The organism is Paraburkholderia sp. CNPSo 3274, from assembly GCF_024206475.1.
GTDB lineage: Bacteria > Pseudomonadota > Gammaproteobacteria > Burkholderiales > Burkholderiaceae > Paraburkholderia.
Genome location: NZ_JAMBPR010000066.1, coordinates 1 through 17,703 on the forward strand (window position 1 = coordinate 1; position 17,703 = coordinate 17,703).

The following is a 17,703-nucleotide window of genomic DNA, read 5'->3' on the forward strand; positions in this document are numbered from 1 at the left end:
GCGCAGCAGGTTGGCGTTGATCTCGTGCTCTTGCGCAATGCGCGCCACCGACACGCCTGGGCGCAATGCAGCCTCGACCAACGTGCGTTTGCCGCTTTCGTCGTAGCGGCGACGGCCATCCCTGCTTTGCCGAACCACCCTCAACCCTGAGTCTTTGTCAGCCATAGGTGTCCACCTCCAAATAGGTGGACACCTATGCTCCTCGCTCAGAGTCGCATTGGGTAGACGTCGATAATGGATCGCTTACGATTTTTTCAGCGTGTTCAGAGGAACTATCACCCAGTTTCAGAGGTGGATAAACACACTGCAGGTCGCCAGATTGTCAACCTGCGGTCGACAGTCTTGCTCCAAAAGGGCCAACGGGTCACGCGAAGTGCTGCCATCTGTGGAAGCGACGCAGGGGCATTTTTCCGGCGCCAGGAAATGTCATTTCGCCGGAGCGCATTTTATTTCCGGCAACGAAGCTTTAACTTTGTCGGGAAGACGCTTGCAAGAGCGCACACCGGAGACAATTGAAATGCGCAATATCAACGAAGACACCATCACGCTCGCGGTGATCGAATCCTTCGCTAAGTGCGAAGACGCTCGCCTGCGAACCATCATGACCAGCCTCGTGCAGCACCTTCACGCTTTTGCGAGAGAGGTGAAACTGACCGAGGCTGAGTGGTTCAAGGCTATTTCATTTCTGACGGAGGTCGGTCACATCACCGACGACAGGCGCCAGGAATTCATCCTGCTTTCCGATACGCTTGGCCTGTCCATGCTGGTGACGGCTCAGAACAACAGCAAGCCGGCCAATTGCACCGAGGCAACGGTGTTCGGGCCGTTTTTCCTTGAGGGGGCGCCGCTCTACAGGAACGGCGACGACATCTCGAATGGCGCACATGGCGCGCCATGCTACGTGAAAGGACAGGTACGAGGCGCGGATGGAAAGGTTGTGCCGAATGCGTGGCTTGATGTATGGCAGTCGGACGAAGACGGCTTTTACGACGTCCAGACGCACAGTGGCGACGGGCCCACAGAACATCGTGCTCGCGGGCGGTTGCAGACCGATGCCGAGGGGAATTTCCATTTTCGGTCGATCCTCGCTGAAGCTTATCCGATTCCCCACGATGGGCCGGTCGGCCGGATGCTCGCCGCGACCGGACGCCACCCCTGGCGCCCCGCCCACCTGCATTTCATGCTTCAGGCGCCCGGCTACGAGACCCTGATCACTCACGTGTTCCGGGATGGCGACCAGTATCTCGATTCCGACGTGGTCTTCGGTGTGCGCTCGTCCCTGATCGCAGACTGGGTTCGTCACGAGCCCGGGATCGCACCGGACGGCAAGGTATTCGAGGTACCGTGGTACACGCTCGACTACGATTTCATCCTCAATCCATCGGAGGCAATCGCATGATCCGGCATATCGTTATGTGGCGAGTACGCGGTGACACGGAGGCTGAGCGTGCGGCAACGTCGGAGCTTGTGAAGACAAGTTTCGAAGGGCTGCGCGGTCGAATTCCGGGAATGAGTCATCTTGAGGTCGGCATCGACTCAAGCGGGGTCGATTACGCATGCGACGCCGTTCTCGTGACGGAGTTTGAGTCCCGTGAAGCGTTGGACGCGTACGCGTCTCATCCTGAGCATCTGCGTGTCCGGACGGAACTCGGCGACCTGCGGACCGCGCGGTTTCAGGTCGACTATGAGATTAACGCCGCGGCGACACGTAAGGTGGAGGCGGAGCACGCACATGCCAAAGCTTGAATTTCTCTATCAGGCACGCCCGGGCCGCGTTGTTTTCGGCGCGGGTAGCTTGCAGCACCTCGAGCGCGAAGTCCTGGAACTCGGCGCGCAGCGTGCGCTTGTGCTCTGCACGCCGGAGCAACGCGGGACTGCCGAAATGGTCGCTTCGAGGCTCGGTGCCCGCACGGCAGCCGTTTTCGACAAGGCTGTGATGCATGTGCCGATTGAACTCGCTCGCGAAGCACGTGCGTTGGCCCGGGAACTGAACGCGGATTGCGCGATCGCCGTTGGTGGAGGCTCCACGGTCGGCCTCGGCAAGGCGATCGCGATGGATTCCGGTCTTCCTATCCTGGCGATTCCCACGACCTACGCCGGTAGCGAGCTGACGGCGATCTATGGCATTACCGAAGGCGGCCTGAAGAAGACCGGAACGGACGTCAGGGTGCTTCCGAAAACGGTGATCTACGATCCCGACCTCACGGTGACATTGCCCGTTGGACTCTCCGTTACGAGCGGCATCAACGCCATCGCACATGCTGCAGAGGCGCTCTACTCGCGCGATGCGAACCCGGTGATAAGCCTGATGGCGGAAGAGGGCATCGCATCGCTGGCGCGTTCGCTGCCAGGCATCGTTGCGAATTCCACGGACATCGATGCCCGTTCGCAGGCACTGTATGGCGCGTGGCTGTGCGGGACGACACTGGGTAGCGTAGGAATGGCGCTACATCACAAGCTATGCCACACGCTGGGCGGGAGCTTCAATCTCCCACACGCGCAAACCCATACCATCGTGTTGCCGCACGCGCTTGCATACAACAGGCAGGCTGCGCCTGACGCGATGACCCGCATTGCGCGTGCCATCGGAGCCGACGATGCAGCAGTCGGCGTCTACGAACTGGCGAAGGCCAACGGCGCGCCGGTCGCGCTGAAGGATATCGGGATGAAGGCCGAGGACGTGGAAAAGGCAGCGGAAATCGCCAGCTCGAATCCGTACTGGAATCCACGGCCGATCGAACGTGAAGCGATCCACGCCTTGCTGCAGGATGCGTTCGACGGAGTTAGCCCGCACTAGGGTGGCACAGGCCGGCATCAGCCCGCGCCAGCATTGATGTCGCGCATGAGCACATCGGCCGTTTGGATCTCTGGAGGTGCAGTATGCATTTCACTGTCTATTGTCTTGACCACGACGGCGTCGTCGAGCGCCGGCTCGAACACTACGACGCCCACAAAGCCTACCTGCAGACTTCACCGGTGAAGACCTTGATCTCCGGCCCGCTGACCAAAGCGGACGGAACGACGATGATCGGTAGCTTCTTCCTCTATGAGGCAGAGGAGATCGCTGACATCGAGGCATTCGTCAAGGACGATCCGTTCAACAAGGCGAAGATCTGGAAGTCGATCGATATTCGGCCATTCATCAAGCGCGTGGATAACCGTTAGCCATGCCTTGAGGGATGACGGCGGCCTGGTGTGCGTAGGTCGCCGCGTGGTGGCATGGATCAAAACGATGCCTGAGTTTCTCGAATCTAAAGGATTACTTATAAATAGGAAAGGAGACAATGATGCAAACGGGTCTTGATGGAAAGATCGTCTTGGTAACTGGCGCTGCGAAGGGCATCGGCCGCTCAACGGCAGTTGCTTTCGCGAAGGAGGGCGCACGACTGTGTCTGGTGGATATCGATGGCGGCGCACTCGAGGAGGTCCAGGCGGAAATCCGTGCGATGGGAAGCAACGTGAGCATCGCTCAGGCCGACCTCTCGATGGCCAACGGCGTTCAGGAAGGAATTGATGCGGCGCTACGGCCGTATAGCGGGCAGGTCGACGTGCTCGTGAACAATGTTGGCGCGGGCAAGGTGCGGACATTCGAGGAACTCTCGGACGAGGACTGGGATTTCACCCTGAACCTCAATTTCATGAGTTACGTGCGTGCATGCCGCCATCTGCTTCCTGCACTTCGCTCGCGGGAGAAAGCCGTGATCATCAATAACGCATCGGACCTGGCTCGACAGCCGGAGCCGGTTCCCATCGACTATTCGGCGTCAAAAGCGGCGGTGCTTGCTCTGACCAAGGGGCTGGCGCGCGCGGAGGCGCCCCGGATCCGTGTCAATGCGGTCGCCCCCGGACCCGTATGGACGCCGTTCTGGACCAAGGAAGGTGGCTTCGCGGACACGATGGGCAAGTTCCACGGCATGGCGCCGCGTGAAGCCGTGGAGCATGAACTCTCCCTGCGCCAGCTCCCGTTGAACCGTCTCGGTACGCCTGAAGAGGTGGCGAACGTAATCGTATTCCTGGCCTCAGACCTCGCTTCGTTTGTAACGTCAGCAGTGTGGGGCGTCGATGGCGGCAGCATTCGAAGCCTCATCTGAGGACGGGGGCGCGCGCAGCCGCAGAGCTGGTACGGTCTTGGCGTGCGTTCCCGCGCCCTATGAGGGTAACCGAAAGGTAGCAGGAGAAGATATGTCTGGTTCGTCAATGTCTACCCAGGACCGCAGCATTCTCGCGGAGGCGCTTGCCATGCTGCTAAGGGAGCGCAGCTACGCCCATCGCCTGGCGATCGAAATCGCAGCGGCGCGCGCAGAGCAAGGGCCGGATATCTCGGAATATGGTGTCGTGGATATCCTTCGGTTGAGCCGGGAGTTTGCACCGGATGGCCCGAACAGGCCAGAGCATCCCTACGTTCAGAGGTTGCTGCAACCTAAGTGTGCAGGTTCGCCGTCGCGCCGAACGACTGTTGCTACCTCTGAAAATTGAAGTTTGCAATAAATAGCGCGTCGCACAGGCGCGTGGTTGGACACAGGAGACTTGTATGTTGCGAATTGCTGTCCTTGGTGCGGGCCGCATCGGAAAAATCCACGCTGCAAACGTGGCCGCTGACCGTCGTCTTGAACTCGTCGTTGTTGCCGATCCCAACGAGGCTGCGGTTGCAGAGCTGGCGAGTTCGCTCGGCTGTGATTTCAGCCTCGACTGTGGGGCAGCGGTCGATCGCGAAGACGTTGACGCGGTCATCATCGGCACGCCGACTGACACCCATATTGACCTCACCCTGCGCGCTGTACGGCTCGGAAAACCCGTTCTCTGCGAGAAACCGATCGATCTCGATATCGATCGGGCGCTCGCTGCGGTGGAGGAGATCGAGCGACTGCAGGGCAAGGTGATGCTCGCTTTCAACAGGCGCTTTGATCCTGACGCGATGGCCCTGAAAAAGGCGATACGTGACGGCGAGGTGGGTGACGTTCGTCAGGTCGTCATCACGAGCCGCGACCCCGGCCTCGCGCCGCGCGAATATCTTCGCCACTCTGGCGGGATCTTTCGCGATATGACCATTCACGACTTTGATACCGCGCGCTGGCTGCTGGGCGAGGATCCGGTCGAGGTCATGGCGATGGGTAATCGTCTGGTCGATCCAGGCCTGGATGAGATTCCCGACTTCGACAGCGTGATGGTGCTGTTGCGCACGGCATCCGGAAAACAATGTCACATCAACGGGTCGAGACAGGCCGTCTACGGCTTCGATCAGCGCGTGGAGGTGTTCGGTTCGAAGGGAATGGTTCTGAACGAGAACCATCGCCCGTCGAGTCTGCGTCGCTGGACCAGCGGCGCGACCGACGCGCGCGATCCGCTACTCAACTTCTTTCTGGAGCGGCACGCGGATTCGTATCGTGTCGAGCTCAACGCCTTCATCGACGCATTGCAGAGCGGCACCGCAATGCCCGCGACTCCACGCGACGGCATCAGGGCGCTTCACATCGCCAATTGCGCGCTCGAGGCGGCGCAGAGCGGCCGCGCAGTCCCGATCTGAAGGCCGTGACCGCGGGCGCATGGCGAAGCCGGCGTCCGCGTCACCCGTTGAAAAAAAGTTGACAATGGCGCGATGTGCGCCCTAAATGGAGAGGATACCTCTCCATTTAGGGCGATTTCATGGCGCAACCGGAAACCTTCAGCGGCGTTGCGATTTTCGTAGCCGCTGCCAAATCGCGCAGCTTTACGGACGCTGCGGACCAGCTCGGGCTGACCAAGTCAGCCGTTGGCAAGTCCATTGCCAAGCTGGAGGAGCGCCTTGGCGCCAAGCTTTTTCACCGGACGACGCGAAGCATCGCGTTGACCGCCGATGGCGAGGCTTACTTTGCGGCGTGCTCCGCGGCGCTGGACGAAATTTCGGCGGCCGAAGCCGCCCTCGGGCCAGGACAGCAACGACCGGTGGGCCGCCTGCGCATTGATATGCCTGCCGCGTTCGGTCGACGTGTGCTGGTTCCGATCCTTCTCAAGATCGGCCGGGAGCACCCCGATCTCCAGTTCACGATGACCTTCTCCGACCACATCATCGACCCGATCGAGGAGGGCGTCGACCTCGTAGTGCGATTTGGAGAACTGCAAAGTTCAAGTGGGCTCGTCGCGCGCCGTCTGACGAGTCAGAGGATGGTCATCGCGGCGGCTCCAGAGTATTTCAAACGGAACGGCACTCCAAAGACGGTCGATGACCTGCAGCACCATTCGTGCATTGTGGGGTATCGCAGAGGGCAGCCGCTTTCATGGCGGGTCAACACAGATGGGGAATCGCGGCGCATCTCGCCGCCACCGACTCATCAGATAAGTGACGGCGATACCATTGTCGACGCCGCGTTGTCTGGACTCGGAATTTGCCAGATGCCGATGTCGCTGCTCCGACCGGGCCTGAAGGATGGAACACTCGTATCGGTGCTCGACAAGATATCGAAAGATCTCATCGACGTGCACGTTGTATGGCCGAAGGTGGCGCATCTCCGGCCAAAAGTCCGGCACGTTGTTGATACGTTGGTTGCGCTGGCCGCAGAAGGGGCGCTCGACTGATCAGTCGTTTTCGCGTCGGTAAGTTCGCGACGAGATTCAGGAGACGACGATATTCAAAACGGTGGACGGCACGGTGCGGCCGCGGACTTTCAACTACTGCATTGATGAAACTGGTGGGGCCAGGCTGTCTGAGATCGCATCGACCGCCAAAATGGGAGCCGAGACACTCGCTTCTAAGAATGGTGTATCGCATTTAACATAACGAAATTTATCAATCTTTTAGGGTCGAAGTCAAGTTAGTCTATCGCAGTGTCCGGCGCCGTCCAGGCGGCCAGATCGCCCGAAATGTTCGTTGCCGCCCCTAATCCAGCCCGACCTCACGCTAACGTCTATCCATGCAGCCTGTGGCGGGCAGCAAGGAGGCGACGATGGAGCATCTGGTCAGAGTACACAACGAGAACGACCGGCAATGGCTGCGCCGGCATATCGGTGACGCAGCCATCGCTGCGAGGGCTCAGGCAAACCCCGGCTTTCCGCCGTCTGCAGGCAGTTGGGTGTCAGGGTTCCAGGATTTCACCTGCCGCGGCGGGAAAGCCCGAGCCCGGTGGCTGAGCAGTCCCTGGCGACCATCCGGCGCATCCTCAACGCTCGTTCCACGATGACCGTAGCGAACCCGATCGTTTCCAGCTAACTACAGTCGATCGCAACCGGGGTATGCACAGTTGTTTGTAGGCTATACATGAATGGATATTTGATCATACGGATTGTCAATCGTGCTCTATGGCTCCAGAGGCCCGTCCTCGCCGACCATGATGAAACTGGCCCAGTAGGAGAGGTGCGGTGCTTGCGCCCGGGGTGTCTCGCGTCCATCAGCATCGCAAGTTGTGCGGCGCGCAGCGCCGACGAGCGTCCTCCCTCCAGACAGTCGCCTGTAATAGCCCACCATTAGGTTCCTGGTCGCTGCGTCATCTACCTTCCACAGACTCGTTACCTGCGTTTCCACGCCAGCCAGCACTAGAGCCCGGCGCAGGCTGTACACACCTTCGCCATTCTGTACCTCCCCCCGTCTCGCATGCGGACAGGACCGCGAGCTCGGTGTCCGCCAAATCAAGCCCGACGCTTCCAGTGCCATAAGAATGCCGTCGCCCTGCCCAGAGTACACATAGTTGGCTCCTGCCAGCGCCAACCCGGATCGGAGCGACGGGTCCTCACCAGACGGACCATGTGGCCCACCGCCCCCCAATGGCCGTATCGCTGCGGCCCCTTACTTGACGGGCAGGTCAGCCAAGAAAAATCCATGAGTGGCCAGATGCAGTATGCGTGGACTTATGAGCTGCTTGAGTCGCGCTGCGGTCGCACTACTCCCAGTGAGCGCCTGTTGGTCTGTCAGATCGAGGATGCCCTGGATCGCTCGAGCTTCCTCGACGGTGCCGGGCAGCGGTGCAATTCAACTGCTCCAGCGCGCATATCGGCGGAGCGGCTGCTGGAATCAGTCCTACAGGCACAAGTGTGCGGTAGCGCACATTTATTTGTGGGCGGCAACGAAATTAGTTGTCGTATTAACTAGGCTGGAAAATCACGGCCGCAGACACGTAACGCTGCCCTGATGCTGTCACGCATACCTCGCTCCTTATGGAACGCGGGGGCAAAGGAGACGGACTTGGATGGCAAGAAATTCTCTAAACCGGAGATCGTTCTCCTTGGGGATCTCGCGTCCCACATAATGCTCGAGCGCAACCCTGGCAAGGATAACGATGAGCCGCCGCACTATCCGAACTTCCGGCGGCAACATGAACCTTTGCTGCCTGAGATGATTGCCGAAGCGCTTGCCGATGGGCGCACGCGCTTTGACAAGCAGCGAGTCACTTGGCATAGGCCTGAAAGAGTCAATGCAGGAATTGATCCTCTAGACGGTTGTGAGCAGTGCATCAGTGTCCTTGAACTCTTTTCCCCCGGGTCGCGCAAAGGTGAGAATGTTTCAGTGTTGCGTGTCAAGAAGGAGTATCTGGCCTCTGCATACCAAGCAGGCGAATGCGACAGCAAGTACTTCCTCGACTCCATACAAGCGGGCTTAGGGCATGCCCGGGAGGAAGGCAATTACCGGATCGCAGTGATCTATGACCAGAACGGATCGACCCGCGAAGCGATCCGCACACTTGGCAACGATAAAATTGGCGCCTTGCGCGAAACGATAGGTCATCACAAACTTGTCATCTGTATAACGAATGACGTCTTGAAATGGGTGAAGTCGCTCGAGTTCCTCGACGAACACGTTTTCGGTCGCGTTCCGAAGCTCGCTCAAGAGACTTCTGGTATTGATACGCCTGATCCGACTATCAGCTACCGCCACAAACGGCCATCGATCACGATCCAGATCGCCGCAGATACACTTCGCAAAGCCGGTATCAACATTACCAAATACGGTGCGTTAGAAGACAGTATTCGCGATATTTCGCAGGCGACGCGACAACCTCCGCTGTCCGATCTGCTCGCGTTTGCCGACGACCTGATCATTCTTTTTCGTGAGACGGGTAGCCTGCATATCAAAAAGATGAACACAGTAGGGTATGCGGCTTCTATTCACTACTGTCCAAATTTTGACCGGATTGCTCAGGCGAATCCGGGCACGTACGGCAAAGTACCGGGCAAGTCAGCAGTCTTCCTCACAGCGGTGATCAAAGGGTTATACACGTCCGCGGAAAAGGGGGATCCAGAGCCTGAACTGGGCGGCGCGCTGCGGCTCGGTGCAGTTGCATTCAACCGTCATTTTGCAAAAGGGCTTCAACCGGGCGACCCTTTCTCGTCCATCGTGAGAGTACTCTCGCATACCCAATGCAATGAGCTGGCGGGATATTGCGAGAACAGCAAGCGACGCGAGTATCTGGCATGTTCGCTCTCGCTGGACGTGGAAGACATGAAAGAGCCAACGAAATGGAGCCGCGCTGCATCGTTCCTAAGGCAGGACGAAGATATCTTGGCGACCAAGCTGCGCGACATCGTAACATCAAGCATGGATCAGGTATTGATCACCTCAGAAGACGAAGATACACGATCACTCAGAACAGCGCAGCGCCAAGCGGGTCTATCACGCACTCCGGGCGAGCCATGGTTTCCTCGTAGCTTCATTGAGGTCCCTTATGTCACCTTTAACAAGCTAAAGCTCGTGGATAGCAAGGAAATTGCCGAGCACTATGCGCTTGCGAAGATTATCAGCAACTATATTGAAACCAAAACGTGGGCGACCCCGCTTTCAATTGCCGTTTTCGGTACCCCGGGCTCCGGTAAGTCATTCGCGGTACAGCAGGTGCTTGCTTCTGTCGACCCTATGCGCAAGAGCGCGCCCCTTACATTCAATCTTGCCCAGTTTAGCTCTGTGGATCAATTGACAGACGCATTTCATAAGATACAGGATCGGGCACTCGCGACAGATGAAGTACCTCTGGCGATCTTCGACGAATTCGACGCAAAGTTTGTTGACGATCTCGGTTGGTTAAAGTACTTTCTCGCTCCAATGCAGGATGGTCTATTCCGCGGAAAGAGCGGTGACTATCGCACGGGTCGCGCGATCTTCCTTTTCTCTGGCGGCACCAGTGACAACTATAAGGACTTCACGGCGCCGTTGAATGACAGAACGCGCGAAGACGAAATCCGCGCGGCAAAACTGAAGGATTTCGTGAGTCGACTGCGAGGGTACCTCGACATTCTCGATCTCAATCAGGGGCTCCATAGTGTGGGGCCAGACAACAGAATGATGCGCCTGCGCCGAGCGGTTAAGCTGCGAGCCCTGCTTAAAATAAATGCAAAGGATATCATGGTCACGTATTCGGACGGCGTCGAACATGCCCGAATCGGCGAACGTGTGATTGACGCCTTTCTAAACTGTGAATACGTGCACGGCGTGCGGTCAATGGAAGCGATCATCCAAATGAGCCGATGGATCGACGGCTGGTTTGTTCCGGCATCGTTACCACCGGAGGATCAACTCAGTATCCACGTGAAGGATGGCAAATTCCTCGGGTGATAAGGGCCGGTCACGCGCTACCCGGCGGGCGAGAGTAAATGAATCGATATCGACTCTTCCAATACGTTTAAAATCTTCTTACGCGAAGACGGACGAGACCGCGCCAAAGCGGGGGCGAAATCGGGTCGCAGCGAGTATGGCCGATAGGAAGTCTATAGTGGGTCAATGCACTCCGACCCTTCCGATCCGGCTTCAGTCCTCCAGTTGCGAATCAGTCTGCGCGGCGTCAGCCCGCCGGTCTGGCGGCGAGTGCTGATTCCCGAGCAGGTCACGATTGCGCAACTGCATCGTGTGATGCAGTTCGCCATGGGCTGGAACGACGAACATCTGCACCGGTTCATCATCCGTGGCTGGCGTTATGGTGGACATCATGACGGCGCGTTGCAGTTCTTCGACGGCCCAGAAACCCTGTCGCTGGCAGCGTTTGGCCTGCACGAACATGAGCGCTTTGTCTACGTGTACGATTTCAACTCGTGGTGGTTACATGACGTGCGCGTCGAGCGGCGAACGTGCGACCAGCTGTCAAGACCACCACCTCGCTGTATTGCCGGCGCCGGGCGCTGCCCGCCGGAAGATACCGGTGGGTCCGGGAGATACATGAACGCTGTGGAAGTTCATGGCGAGCACGAATTTCTCGAGTGGATTGAGACTTTACGCGAAGGTCTGATTGACGTGGACGATCTGCGTATCGAGGCCGACGAATGGTTGATCTGGCTGGACCGGCGTTTCGACCGTCGGGCGGCGAATGAACGCCTGCAGAAGCTGGCGCGGTAAGCTGTCCGCCCGGGCGATGTGCCCAGCGGAGGCCGCCATGCAGATCAGCGTGCAGATAGTGGTTCAGACGGACGTCGACGAGCAGCCGAGTGTCACTGAGATTGCCCACTTCGAACGGGAAGGCTTCGATGCCGGCTCACTCGGCTTGCATCTTGATGAGGCAAAGGCGTTGCTGGGCCAGCTTCAGCGTTCGATGATCGACGCGCAGGCCGCCGAATCGATCGCCCGGATGAGCGTGTGTCCGGAGTGCGGCTTGCCTCTGACCGTCAAGGGCCACCATCGTCTGGTCTACCGCTCGGTGTTTGGCCGGCTATCGATCGACAGCCCGCGGTACTATCAGTGCCGATGTTCCGGAGCAGGGCCCCGGTCCCTCAGCCCGCTGGCCAGTTGCCTGCGGGAGCGGACGAGTCCCGAGCTGCAGTATCTGCAAGCCAAATTTGCCGCGCTGATGTCTTACGGGCTGACCGTCCGGGTACTGGAGGATGTGTTACCGCTTGAGCATGTGCTCGCGGCCACCACGATCCGCAGACGCGTCGCCGGACTCGGCCGCCGCCTTGAGAGTTCGAAGGCGACGATCGCCGTCGAGCAACCACTCCGCGTCGATCCGCCTGCCGGCCGACGCGCTATTCCGCAATACAGTTCAGTACGCGCAGTGGGAATCGACGGCGGATATATCCGGCTGGCCGGACACAGCAGCAGGCAGGACGGCTGGTTCGAAGTGATCGTCGGGAAATCACTGCACGACGACGGCGGCGGACACAGCTTCGCATACGTACATACACTCGAGCACGCGCCCGCCGAGCGGATGCTGGCGTTTCTCGCCCAGGAGGGTGTCGGTGCGGACCAGCCAGTAACTTTCCTGTCCGACGGCGGCGACACCGTGCGCCGCGCCCAGCTCGACTTTGGCGATTGTGGCGAGAAGGTACTCGACTGGTTTCACGTCGCCATGCGAGTGCAGAATCTGGAACAGGTGATCAAGGGGTTGCCGGACCGCGACGAACGGCCGTCCGTCGGCGCGATGATCGATAGGCTGCACAGTGCAAAGTGGCACCTCTGGCACGGCTGCCCTTATCCGGCGCTGCAGCGGCTTGAAAGCCTGGGCTGGGAACTCGCCGCGGTTGGCAGTCCAGAGGAGGCCAGGCTGCTGGCCAGACTGGATGAGTTTATCGGTTACATCGAAAATAACCAAAGCTTTATTGTGAACTACGGAGACCGCTACCGTCACGGCGAGCCGATCACCTCGAGCTTCGTCGAATCGGCGGTCAACCAGGTGGTCAGCAAGCGCTTTGTGAAGCGGCAGCAGATGGCGTGGCGGCCCGCTCTCGCGCATGCCCTTCTGCAGGTGAGGACGGCGGTCCTGAATGAGCAGTTGCGATCACGGTTCGAGCGATGGTATCCGACGCTCGCGCTCAACAATCACGCTCACAATATCGCGGCTTAGTGCCCCCGCTTTGGCGCGGTCTCCTATTTGACACGCAAGTGGCTAGGCCTGCGTCCGAAGCCGCTGGCGATATTTCTGGCGCAGTCACTGGCTCGCGCAATGGGGGCAAAAACTGCATTGATCGTTTCGAGCAAAACGCCCGTTTACTCGAGCTGGCGGTACCTGTTTCGAAAGCGAAGGATCAAGGCCGACTACCGTGCACTGGCGTGGGATTGCGGCGCACGCCGGTCGTAGCGCCAATGGCATGTTCTTCCGATGCCGCATCGCAGGCTGGCGCCTGATGCGGCCGGCAACGACGCCGTACGGCGCAGACGTCACGCGTTGCTGGCGGCGCTGGATGGGCAGATCCGCGATGCAGTGCATGGGTAGGTGGCGAACCTGTAGTGCGGGAATGCCGTCGAAAACCCCTGACCCGAAACCAGTGGAACTACCAAGTTGCCGCGCATATTCGTTTGTGGTCAAATGACCATGTCATTTGATCTAGATATCTGCTCTACCCCCAATTTGGATGACGCCCGTATGGGGTGCTCTCTTCGGTGCAGTGGCAATTCCTGGCGAAAGACCGGGAGGGCGCTCTTGCATTCAATGCCCGAGCGGTTCTCGACGGTCGGTTGAAAGCGCCAGGGTAAGCGACATGAATTTCTGGGGACGGTTCGCGTGGAGGCAACGCGAGGCCGCCCACTAGAGCGATAAGAAAGAACAAGTGTCCAGGTCTTTGGGGATCTCGGACTGAGTACCAATGGAATCGACGCTGCTCGATTTCACCATACAGAGTGAGACAGGATGAACCAGGCGACTGCACCTTCGGCGCTACGCGCCCAACTGCGAGACGGCTCCTTGCTGGAAACGCGTGCCTGGCTTGCGTCGGGATGGGAGGGGGGCACGGATGGTCGTTCGTTTCCCGTATCGAATCCAGCGACGGGTGAAATGCTGGCTCGCGTGGCCAGTCTTGGCGCCTCAGAGATCGAGAAAGCGATTGCATCGTCGGCGCTTGCACAAGAAGGCTGGCAGAAACGGAGCAGTCACGAGCGCGCGAGGATATTGCGCGCGTGGTACGACTTGATAATTGCGAATGCCGACGACCTTGCATTCATCATGACGTCGGAGCAAGGTAAGCCGCTCGCGGAGGCCCGCGGCGAAATCATGTATGCAGCTTCTTTCGTGGATTGGTTTGCCGAAGAAGCGAAGCGTATATACGGCGACGTCATTCCTCACCCGCAAGTTGACAAGCGCATCCTTGTCATTCGTCAGCCGGTCGGCGTTTGCGCCGCGATCACGCCGTGGAACTTTCCTGCCGCGATGATCACTCGCAAGGTTGCTCCCGCACTGGCTGCGGGTTGTTCCATCATTGTGCGCCCAGCAGACCTGACTCCGCTGACGGCGCTTGCGCTTGCCGTACTGGCTGAGCGAGCCGGAATTCCGGCCGGTGTTCTCCAGGTCGTGTGTGGACCGTCGCGCGAGATTGGAGCGGTCCTCACGTCTAGTCCGATCGTGCGCAAGCTGTCGTTTACCGGTTCAACGGAAGTCGGCCGTGTACTCATGAGCCAATCGTCCGGAACGATCAAGCGACTTTCTCTCGAACTCGGTGGTAACGCACCTTTCATCGTATTCGACGATGCAGATCTCGACGCAGTGATCGAAGGTGCCATGGCGTCGAAATACCGGAATAGCGGCCAGACCTGTGTTTGCGCGAATCGCTTCCTTGTTCAGGCAGGCATTCATGACCGTTTCGTCGACGCGCTCGCCCGGCGAGTTCAGGGGCTCAACGTAGGAAACGGCACGGAACCCGGGGTACAGCAGGGGCCGCTGATTCAGAAGTCGGCCTGTGACCACCTGAGCCAGCTGATTGACGATGCAGTAGCCAAGGGTGCACGAATTGTCACGGGCGGCAAAGGTCATCGGCTTGGCGGAACGTTTTTCGAGCCGACGGTTATTGCCGATGTGACGCCGGCCATGCGTCTCGCGCGCGAGGAGCTCTTCGGACCCGTCGGTCCGGTGTTCCGTTTCGACGACGAGGCAGACGCGATCGCAATGGCCAACGACACTGAGTACGGACTGGCGGCCTATCTCTATACACGCGACCATGGCCGCATCTGGCGGGTAGGTGAGGCACTCGAGTACGGCATGGTTGGCCTGAATACTGGTGTGATTTCCAACGAGGTAGCGCCGTTCGGTGGGGTAAAGCAATCTGGCCTTGGCCGTGAGGGTTCCCGTTATGGAATCGAGGAATACCTGGAGATCAAGTACATGTGTGCCCAGATCTGACTGCCGACGTCTGCATGAAGGAAATGTCAATGAAAGTTCTCCCTCAGTCGATGCTCTTCGAAACCGTTCCGTCAATTCTCCAGGAATGGGGCTGTGTACGCCGCTTGGGTCAAGTGATGGCGGCATGGACGGATCGACGCAATGTGCTGATTGTTACCGACGCGGGGCTGCACAAGGCCGGTGTGCTGGAGCCCGCGAAAGCGTCGTTGGTGGCCGGGGGATTCTGTGTAGCAGTTTTTGACGAGGTCGTGGCGGACCCGCCAGAGAGTGTGGTATCGCACTGCGTCGAGTTCGCGCGCTGTGCAGAGGTAGACGTTGTTATTGGCCTTGGCGGTGGTTCGTCGATGGACATTGCAAAACTGGCCGCCGTTCTCACCGTCTCACAGCAATCGCTGGCAGAAATGTACGGAATTGGCAACGTTCAGGGTGTGCGCCTGCCATTGGTGCAAATCCCTACCACGGCTGGTACCGGGTCCGAGGTCACCAACATCTCCATCGTTTCGGTTAACGAAACAAATAAGATGGGGATCGTCGCACGTCAACTGTATGCCGACAGGGTGATCCTCGACGCCGAACTGACGGTCGGGCTGCCACGCAGTCATACCGCTGCAACAGGCATCGACGCGATGGTCCACGCTATTGAGGCCTATACCAGCAAGCACAAGAAGAATGCTATCTCCGACGCCCTGGCGCGTGAAGCATTGCGATTGCTGGCGAGCAATCTGATCCCGGCTTGTGAAAATGGCCAAGACCAGCGCGCGCGCGAAGCAATGCTGCTGGGGGCTACTCTTGCGGGACAAGCCTTCGCCAACGCACCAGTGGCCGCGGTCCATGCACTTGCGTATCCGCTGGGGGGGCATTTCCATATTCCGCACGGTTTGTCCAATGCATTGATGCTTGCACCAGTGCTGCGCTTCAACGCCGAAGCGGCAGTTTCGCAATACTCGGAATTGGCAGACGTCGTAGGTGCGGCCGGAAAAAGCAACGCGGCAGAAGGCGCAGCCGCGTTCATCGAATTTATGGATGACCTGATGGACCGATCCGGCGCTCCGCGCCGTCTCCGCGACGTGGACGTGCCGCGGTCGAGTCTTCCTACCTTGGCGGCCGATGCCATGAAGCAGCAGCGCTTGCTGTTGAACAATCCCGTTGTTGTCACTGAATCAGACGCATTGCACTTGTATGAACAGGCCTATTGAACCGGGGCAGGCAATTCTGTGATCGCCGTTACGTCAATATAGAGAGCATCATGAATAATGTAGAAACGATTGAGCACCACGAGGTCGTCATTCTGGGCGCCGGCTTCGGCGGCCTCGGAATGGCCGTTCGCATGAAAATCGCGGGCATCGACGACTTTGTCGTCCTGGAGAAGCGTCCCGAGCTCGGCGGTGTCTGGCTTGATAATTCGTATCCCGGCGCAGCATGCGATACCGAGTCGCATCTGTACTGCTACAGCTTCCATCCGCATCTTCGCGTAAGTGCCATGTATGCCGGCAGGAATGAGTTGCTCAATTACTTGAACTCGCTATCCACACGGTTCAACCTGGCAAAACACTTGCGGTTCAACAGCGAGATTCGTAGTGCTGAATGGGATGTGAGCGCGAGACTTTGGCGATTCGAGCTAGCCGATGGTTCGCGCTTGAGCGCTCGTTTCTTCGTGCCGGCTTGGGGGCAGCTCAATCGCCCGATGATTCCCACGATTCGCGGCCTGGCAAGTTTCAAGGGAGACTATTTCCATTCCGCGCAGTGGCGGCATGATGTGAATTTGAGTGGCAAGCGTGTTGCAAGCATTGGTAACGCCGCAAGCGCGGTGCAGTATGTGCCGGAAATCGCGCCGAAGGTCGAGCACCTTGCTGTGTTCCAGCGAAGCGCAAACTGGATCATGCCACGCAATCAGATCGTCTTCTCGATGGAGCAACTCGATACATACGAGCGAGATCCCCATCTCTTTGAGGAAAGCAGGAAATCGTTGCATGCATTCCGTGAAGCAGGGTTCGAGCGCACACGCATCGGTACCAACGCGCAGACGGAAGGCAAGAGTTTGGCTTTGGCGCACCTTCATCGGCAGGTGTCGGACGCGGTACTTCGCGAGCAGCTCACGCCGGATTACGAATACGCCTGCAAGCGAATTCTGCGATCAGATGATTACTATCCAGCTCTTATGCGCGAGAACGTCTCGTTGGAGACGGCGGGCGTAGAGGCTTTTGTCGAGGATGGTATCCAGACCAGGGATGGGCGTGCTCTCCCCTTCGATGTAGTCGTGTTCGGAACGGGATTCGAGAGTCAGGCATTCCAGGGTAGCCTGCAAGTTCGCGGGACGGATTGCACGTTGGCGCAGGCATGGGAAGATGGCCCGGAAGCCTATCTTGGCATGACGGTGCCGGGCTTTCCGAACATGTTCATGTTGTATGGGCCGAATACGAATCTGAACCACAACTCCATCGTTTCGATGCTCGAGATCCAGCAAAGCTACATCATCGACGCGATCAGTGGTTTGGCTGAGGCTGGCGTGAGGGCGGTAGACGTCGACAGGAAGGTGTTTGACGAATACAACAACAGGCTACAGTCAGCGATGGCCGGCTCTGCGTTTTCGGCGGGCTGCTCAAGTTGGTACAAGAACGCGAAGGGCAAGGTGATCAACAACTGGGCTGGCACAGTGGACGAATACCGCACTGTGACACGATGGGATCAAAGCGCGTTCGGTGTGATCTGA

At 58.7% G+C, this 17,703-nt stretch carries 16 protein-coding genes and 1 pseudogene; 15 read left to right on the plus strand and 2 right to left on the minus strand.

The window, feature by feature from the left end; genetic code table 11:
- Positions 1-165, minus strand: a 165-nt coding sequence (locus tag M3I54_RS33390; RefSeq protein WP_254340981.1) for a transposase, incomplete at its 3' end; no start/stop codon positions are given.
- Between the two features lie 352 nt (positions 166-517).
- Between M3I54_RS33390 and M3I54_RS33395 the strand changes: the two genes are divergently transcribed.
- The 8 genes from M3I54_RS33395 to M3I54_RS33430 all read left to right on the plus strand — a co-directional run bounded on the left by M3I54_RS33395 (position 518) and on the right by M3I54_RS33430 (position 6,552).
- Positions 518-1,399, plus strand: a complete 882-nt coding sequence (locus tag M3I54_RS33395) for an intradiol ring-cleavage dioxygenase (RefSeq protein ID WP_254343610.1) — start codon at positions 518-520, stop codon at positions 1,397-1,399.
- A complete protein-coding gene (locus M3I54_RS33400) occupies positions 1,396-1,746 on the plus strand; it encodes a Dabb family protein (RefSeq protein ID WP_254343541.1) in 351 nt (116 codons plus the stop codon). Before M3I54_RS33395 ends, M3I54_RS33400 begins: the two co-directional genes overlap by 4 nt.
- Positions 1,733-2,797: a maleylacetate reductase gene (locus M3I54_RS33405; RefSeq protein ID WP_254343543.1), complete on the plus strand. Its 1,065-nt coding sequence runs from the start codon at positions 1,733-1,735 to the stop codon at positions 2,795-2,797. The genes M3I54_RS33400 and M3I54_RS33405 overlap by 14 nt, the downstream gene beginning before the upstream one ends.
- An 83-nt stretch (positions 2,798-2,880) precedes the next feature.
- Positions 2,881-3,165 carry a YciI family protein gene (locus M3I54_RS33410; protein WP_133188019.1) on the plus strand — a complete coding sequence of 95 codons (285 nt, stop codon included), beginning with the start codon at positions 2,881-2,883 and terminating at the stop codon, positions 3,163-3,165.
- A 119-nt stretch (positions 3,166-3,284) separates the two neighbouring features.
- Entirely contained in the window at positions 3,285-4,091 is an 807-nt protein-coding gene (locus tag M3I54_RS33415) for an SDR family NAD(P)-dependent oxidoreductase (protein ID WP_246089322.1), read from the plus strand.
- A gap of 91 nt (positions 4,092-4,182) precedes the next feature.
- Complete coding sequence (locus tag M3I54_RS33420; RefSeq protein WP_133188017.1) at positions 4,183-4,476, plus strand: hypothetical protein; 294 nt, start codon at positions 4,183-4,185, stop codon at positions 4,474-4,476.
- 55 nt (positions 4,477-4,531) lie between these two features.
- Complete coding sequence (iolG, locus tag M3I54_RS33425; protein WP_254343545.1) at positions 4,532-5,524, plus strand: inositol 2-dehydrogenase; 993 nt, start codon at positions 4,532-4,534, stop codon at positions 5,522-5,524.
- 119 nt (positions 5,525-5,643) lie between these two features.
- Positions 5,644-6,552, plus strand: coding sequence for a LysR family transcriptional regulator (locus M3I54_RS33430; protein ID WP_254343547.1), 909 nt, complete (start codon positions 5,644-5,646; stop codon positions 6,550-6,552).
- A gap of 718 nt (positions 6,553-7,270) precedes the next feature.
- On the opposite strand, the pseudogene M3I54_RS45465 reads toward M3I54_RS33430, so the two are convergent.
- Positions 7,271-7,939 (minus strand): annotated as a pseudogene (locus tag M3I54_RS45465) (CHAT domain-containing protein).
- A 213-nt stretch (positions 7,940-8,152) separates the two neighbouring features.
- Between M3I54_RS45465 and M3I54_RS33440 the strand changes: the two are divergent.
- The 7 genes from M3I54_RS33440 to M3I54_RS33465 all read left to right on the plus strand — a co-directional run bounded on the left by M3I54_RS33440 (position 8,153) and on the right by M3I54_RS33465 (position 17,703).
- On the plus strand, positions 8,153-10,513 hold the full coding sequence (locus M3I54_RS33440; protein WP_254343549.1) for a hypothetical protein: 2,361 nt from the start codon (positions 8,153-8,155) through the stop codon (positions 10,511-10,513).
- A gap of 165 nt (positions 10,514-10,678) precedes the next feature.
- A complete protein-coding gene (locus M3I54_RS33445) occupies positions 10,679-11,287 on the plus strand; it encodes a plasmid pRiA4b ORF-3 family protein (protein WP_254343551.1) in 609 nt (202 codons plus the stop codon).
- 37 nt (positions 11,288-11,324) lie between these two features.
- A complete protein-coding gene (locus M3I54_RS33450) occupies positions 11,325-12,728 on the plus strand; it encodes an ISKra4 family transposase (RefSeq protein ID WP_254343553.1) in 1,404 nt (467 codons plus the stop codon).
- 27 nt (positions 12,729-12,755) lie between these two features.
- Entirely contained in the window at positions 12,756-12,962 is a 207-nt protein-coding gene (locus M3I54_RS45470) for a DUF535 family protein (protein WP_375542260.1), read from the plus strand.
- A gap of 549 nt (positions 12,963-13,511) precedes the next feature.
- Positions 13,512-14,993, plus strand: a complete 1,482-nt coding sequence (locus M3I54_RS33455) for an NAD-dependent succinate-semialdehyde dehydrogenase (protein WP_302059251.1) — start codon at positions 13,512-13,514, stop codon at positions 14,991-14,993.
- A gap of 29 nt (positions 14,994-15,022) precedes the next feature.
- On the plus strand, positions 15,023-16,189 hold the full coding sequence (locus M3I54_RS33460) for an iron-containing alcohol dehydrogenase (protein WP_254343555.1): 1,167 nt from the start codon (positions 15,023-15,025) through the stop codon (positions 16,187-16,189).
- Between the two features lie 50 nt (positions 16,190-16,239).
- Entirely contained in the window at positions 16,240-17,703 is a 1,464-nt protein-coding gene (locus M3I54_RS33465; RefSeq protein ID WP_254343557.1) for an NAD(P)/FAD-dependent oxidoreductase, read from the plus strand.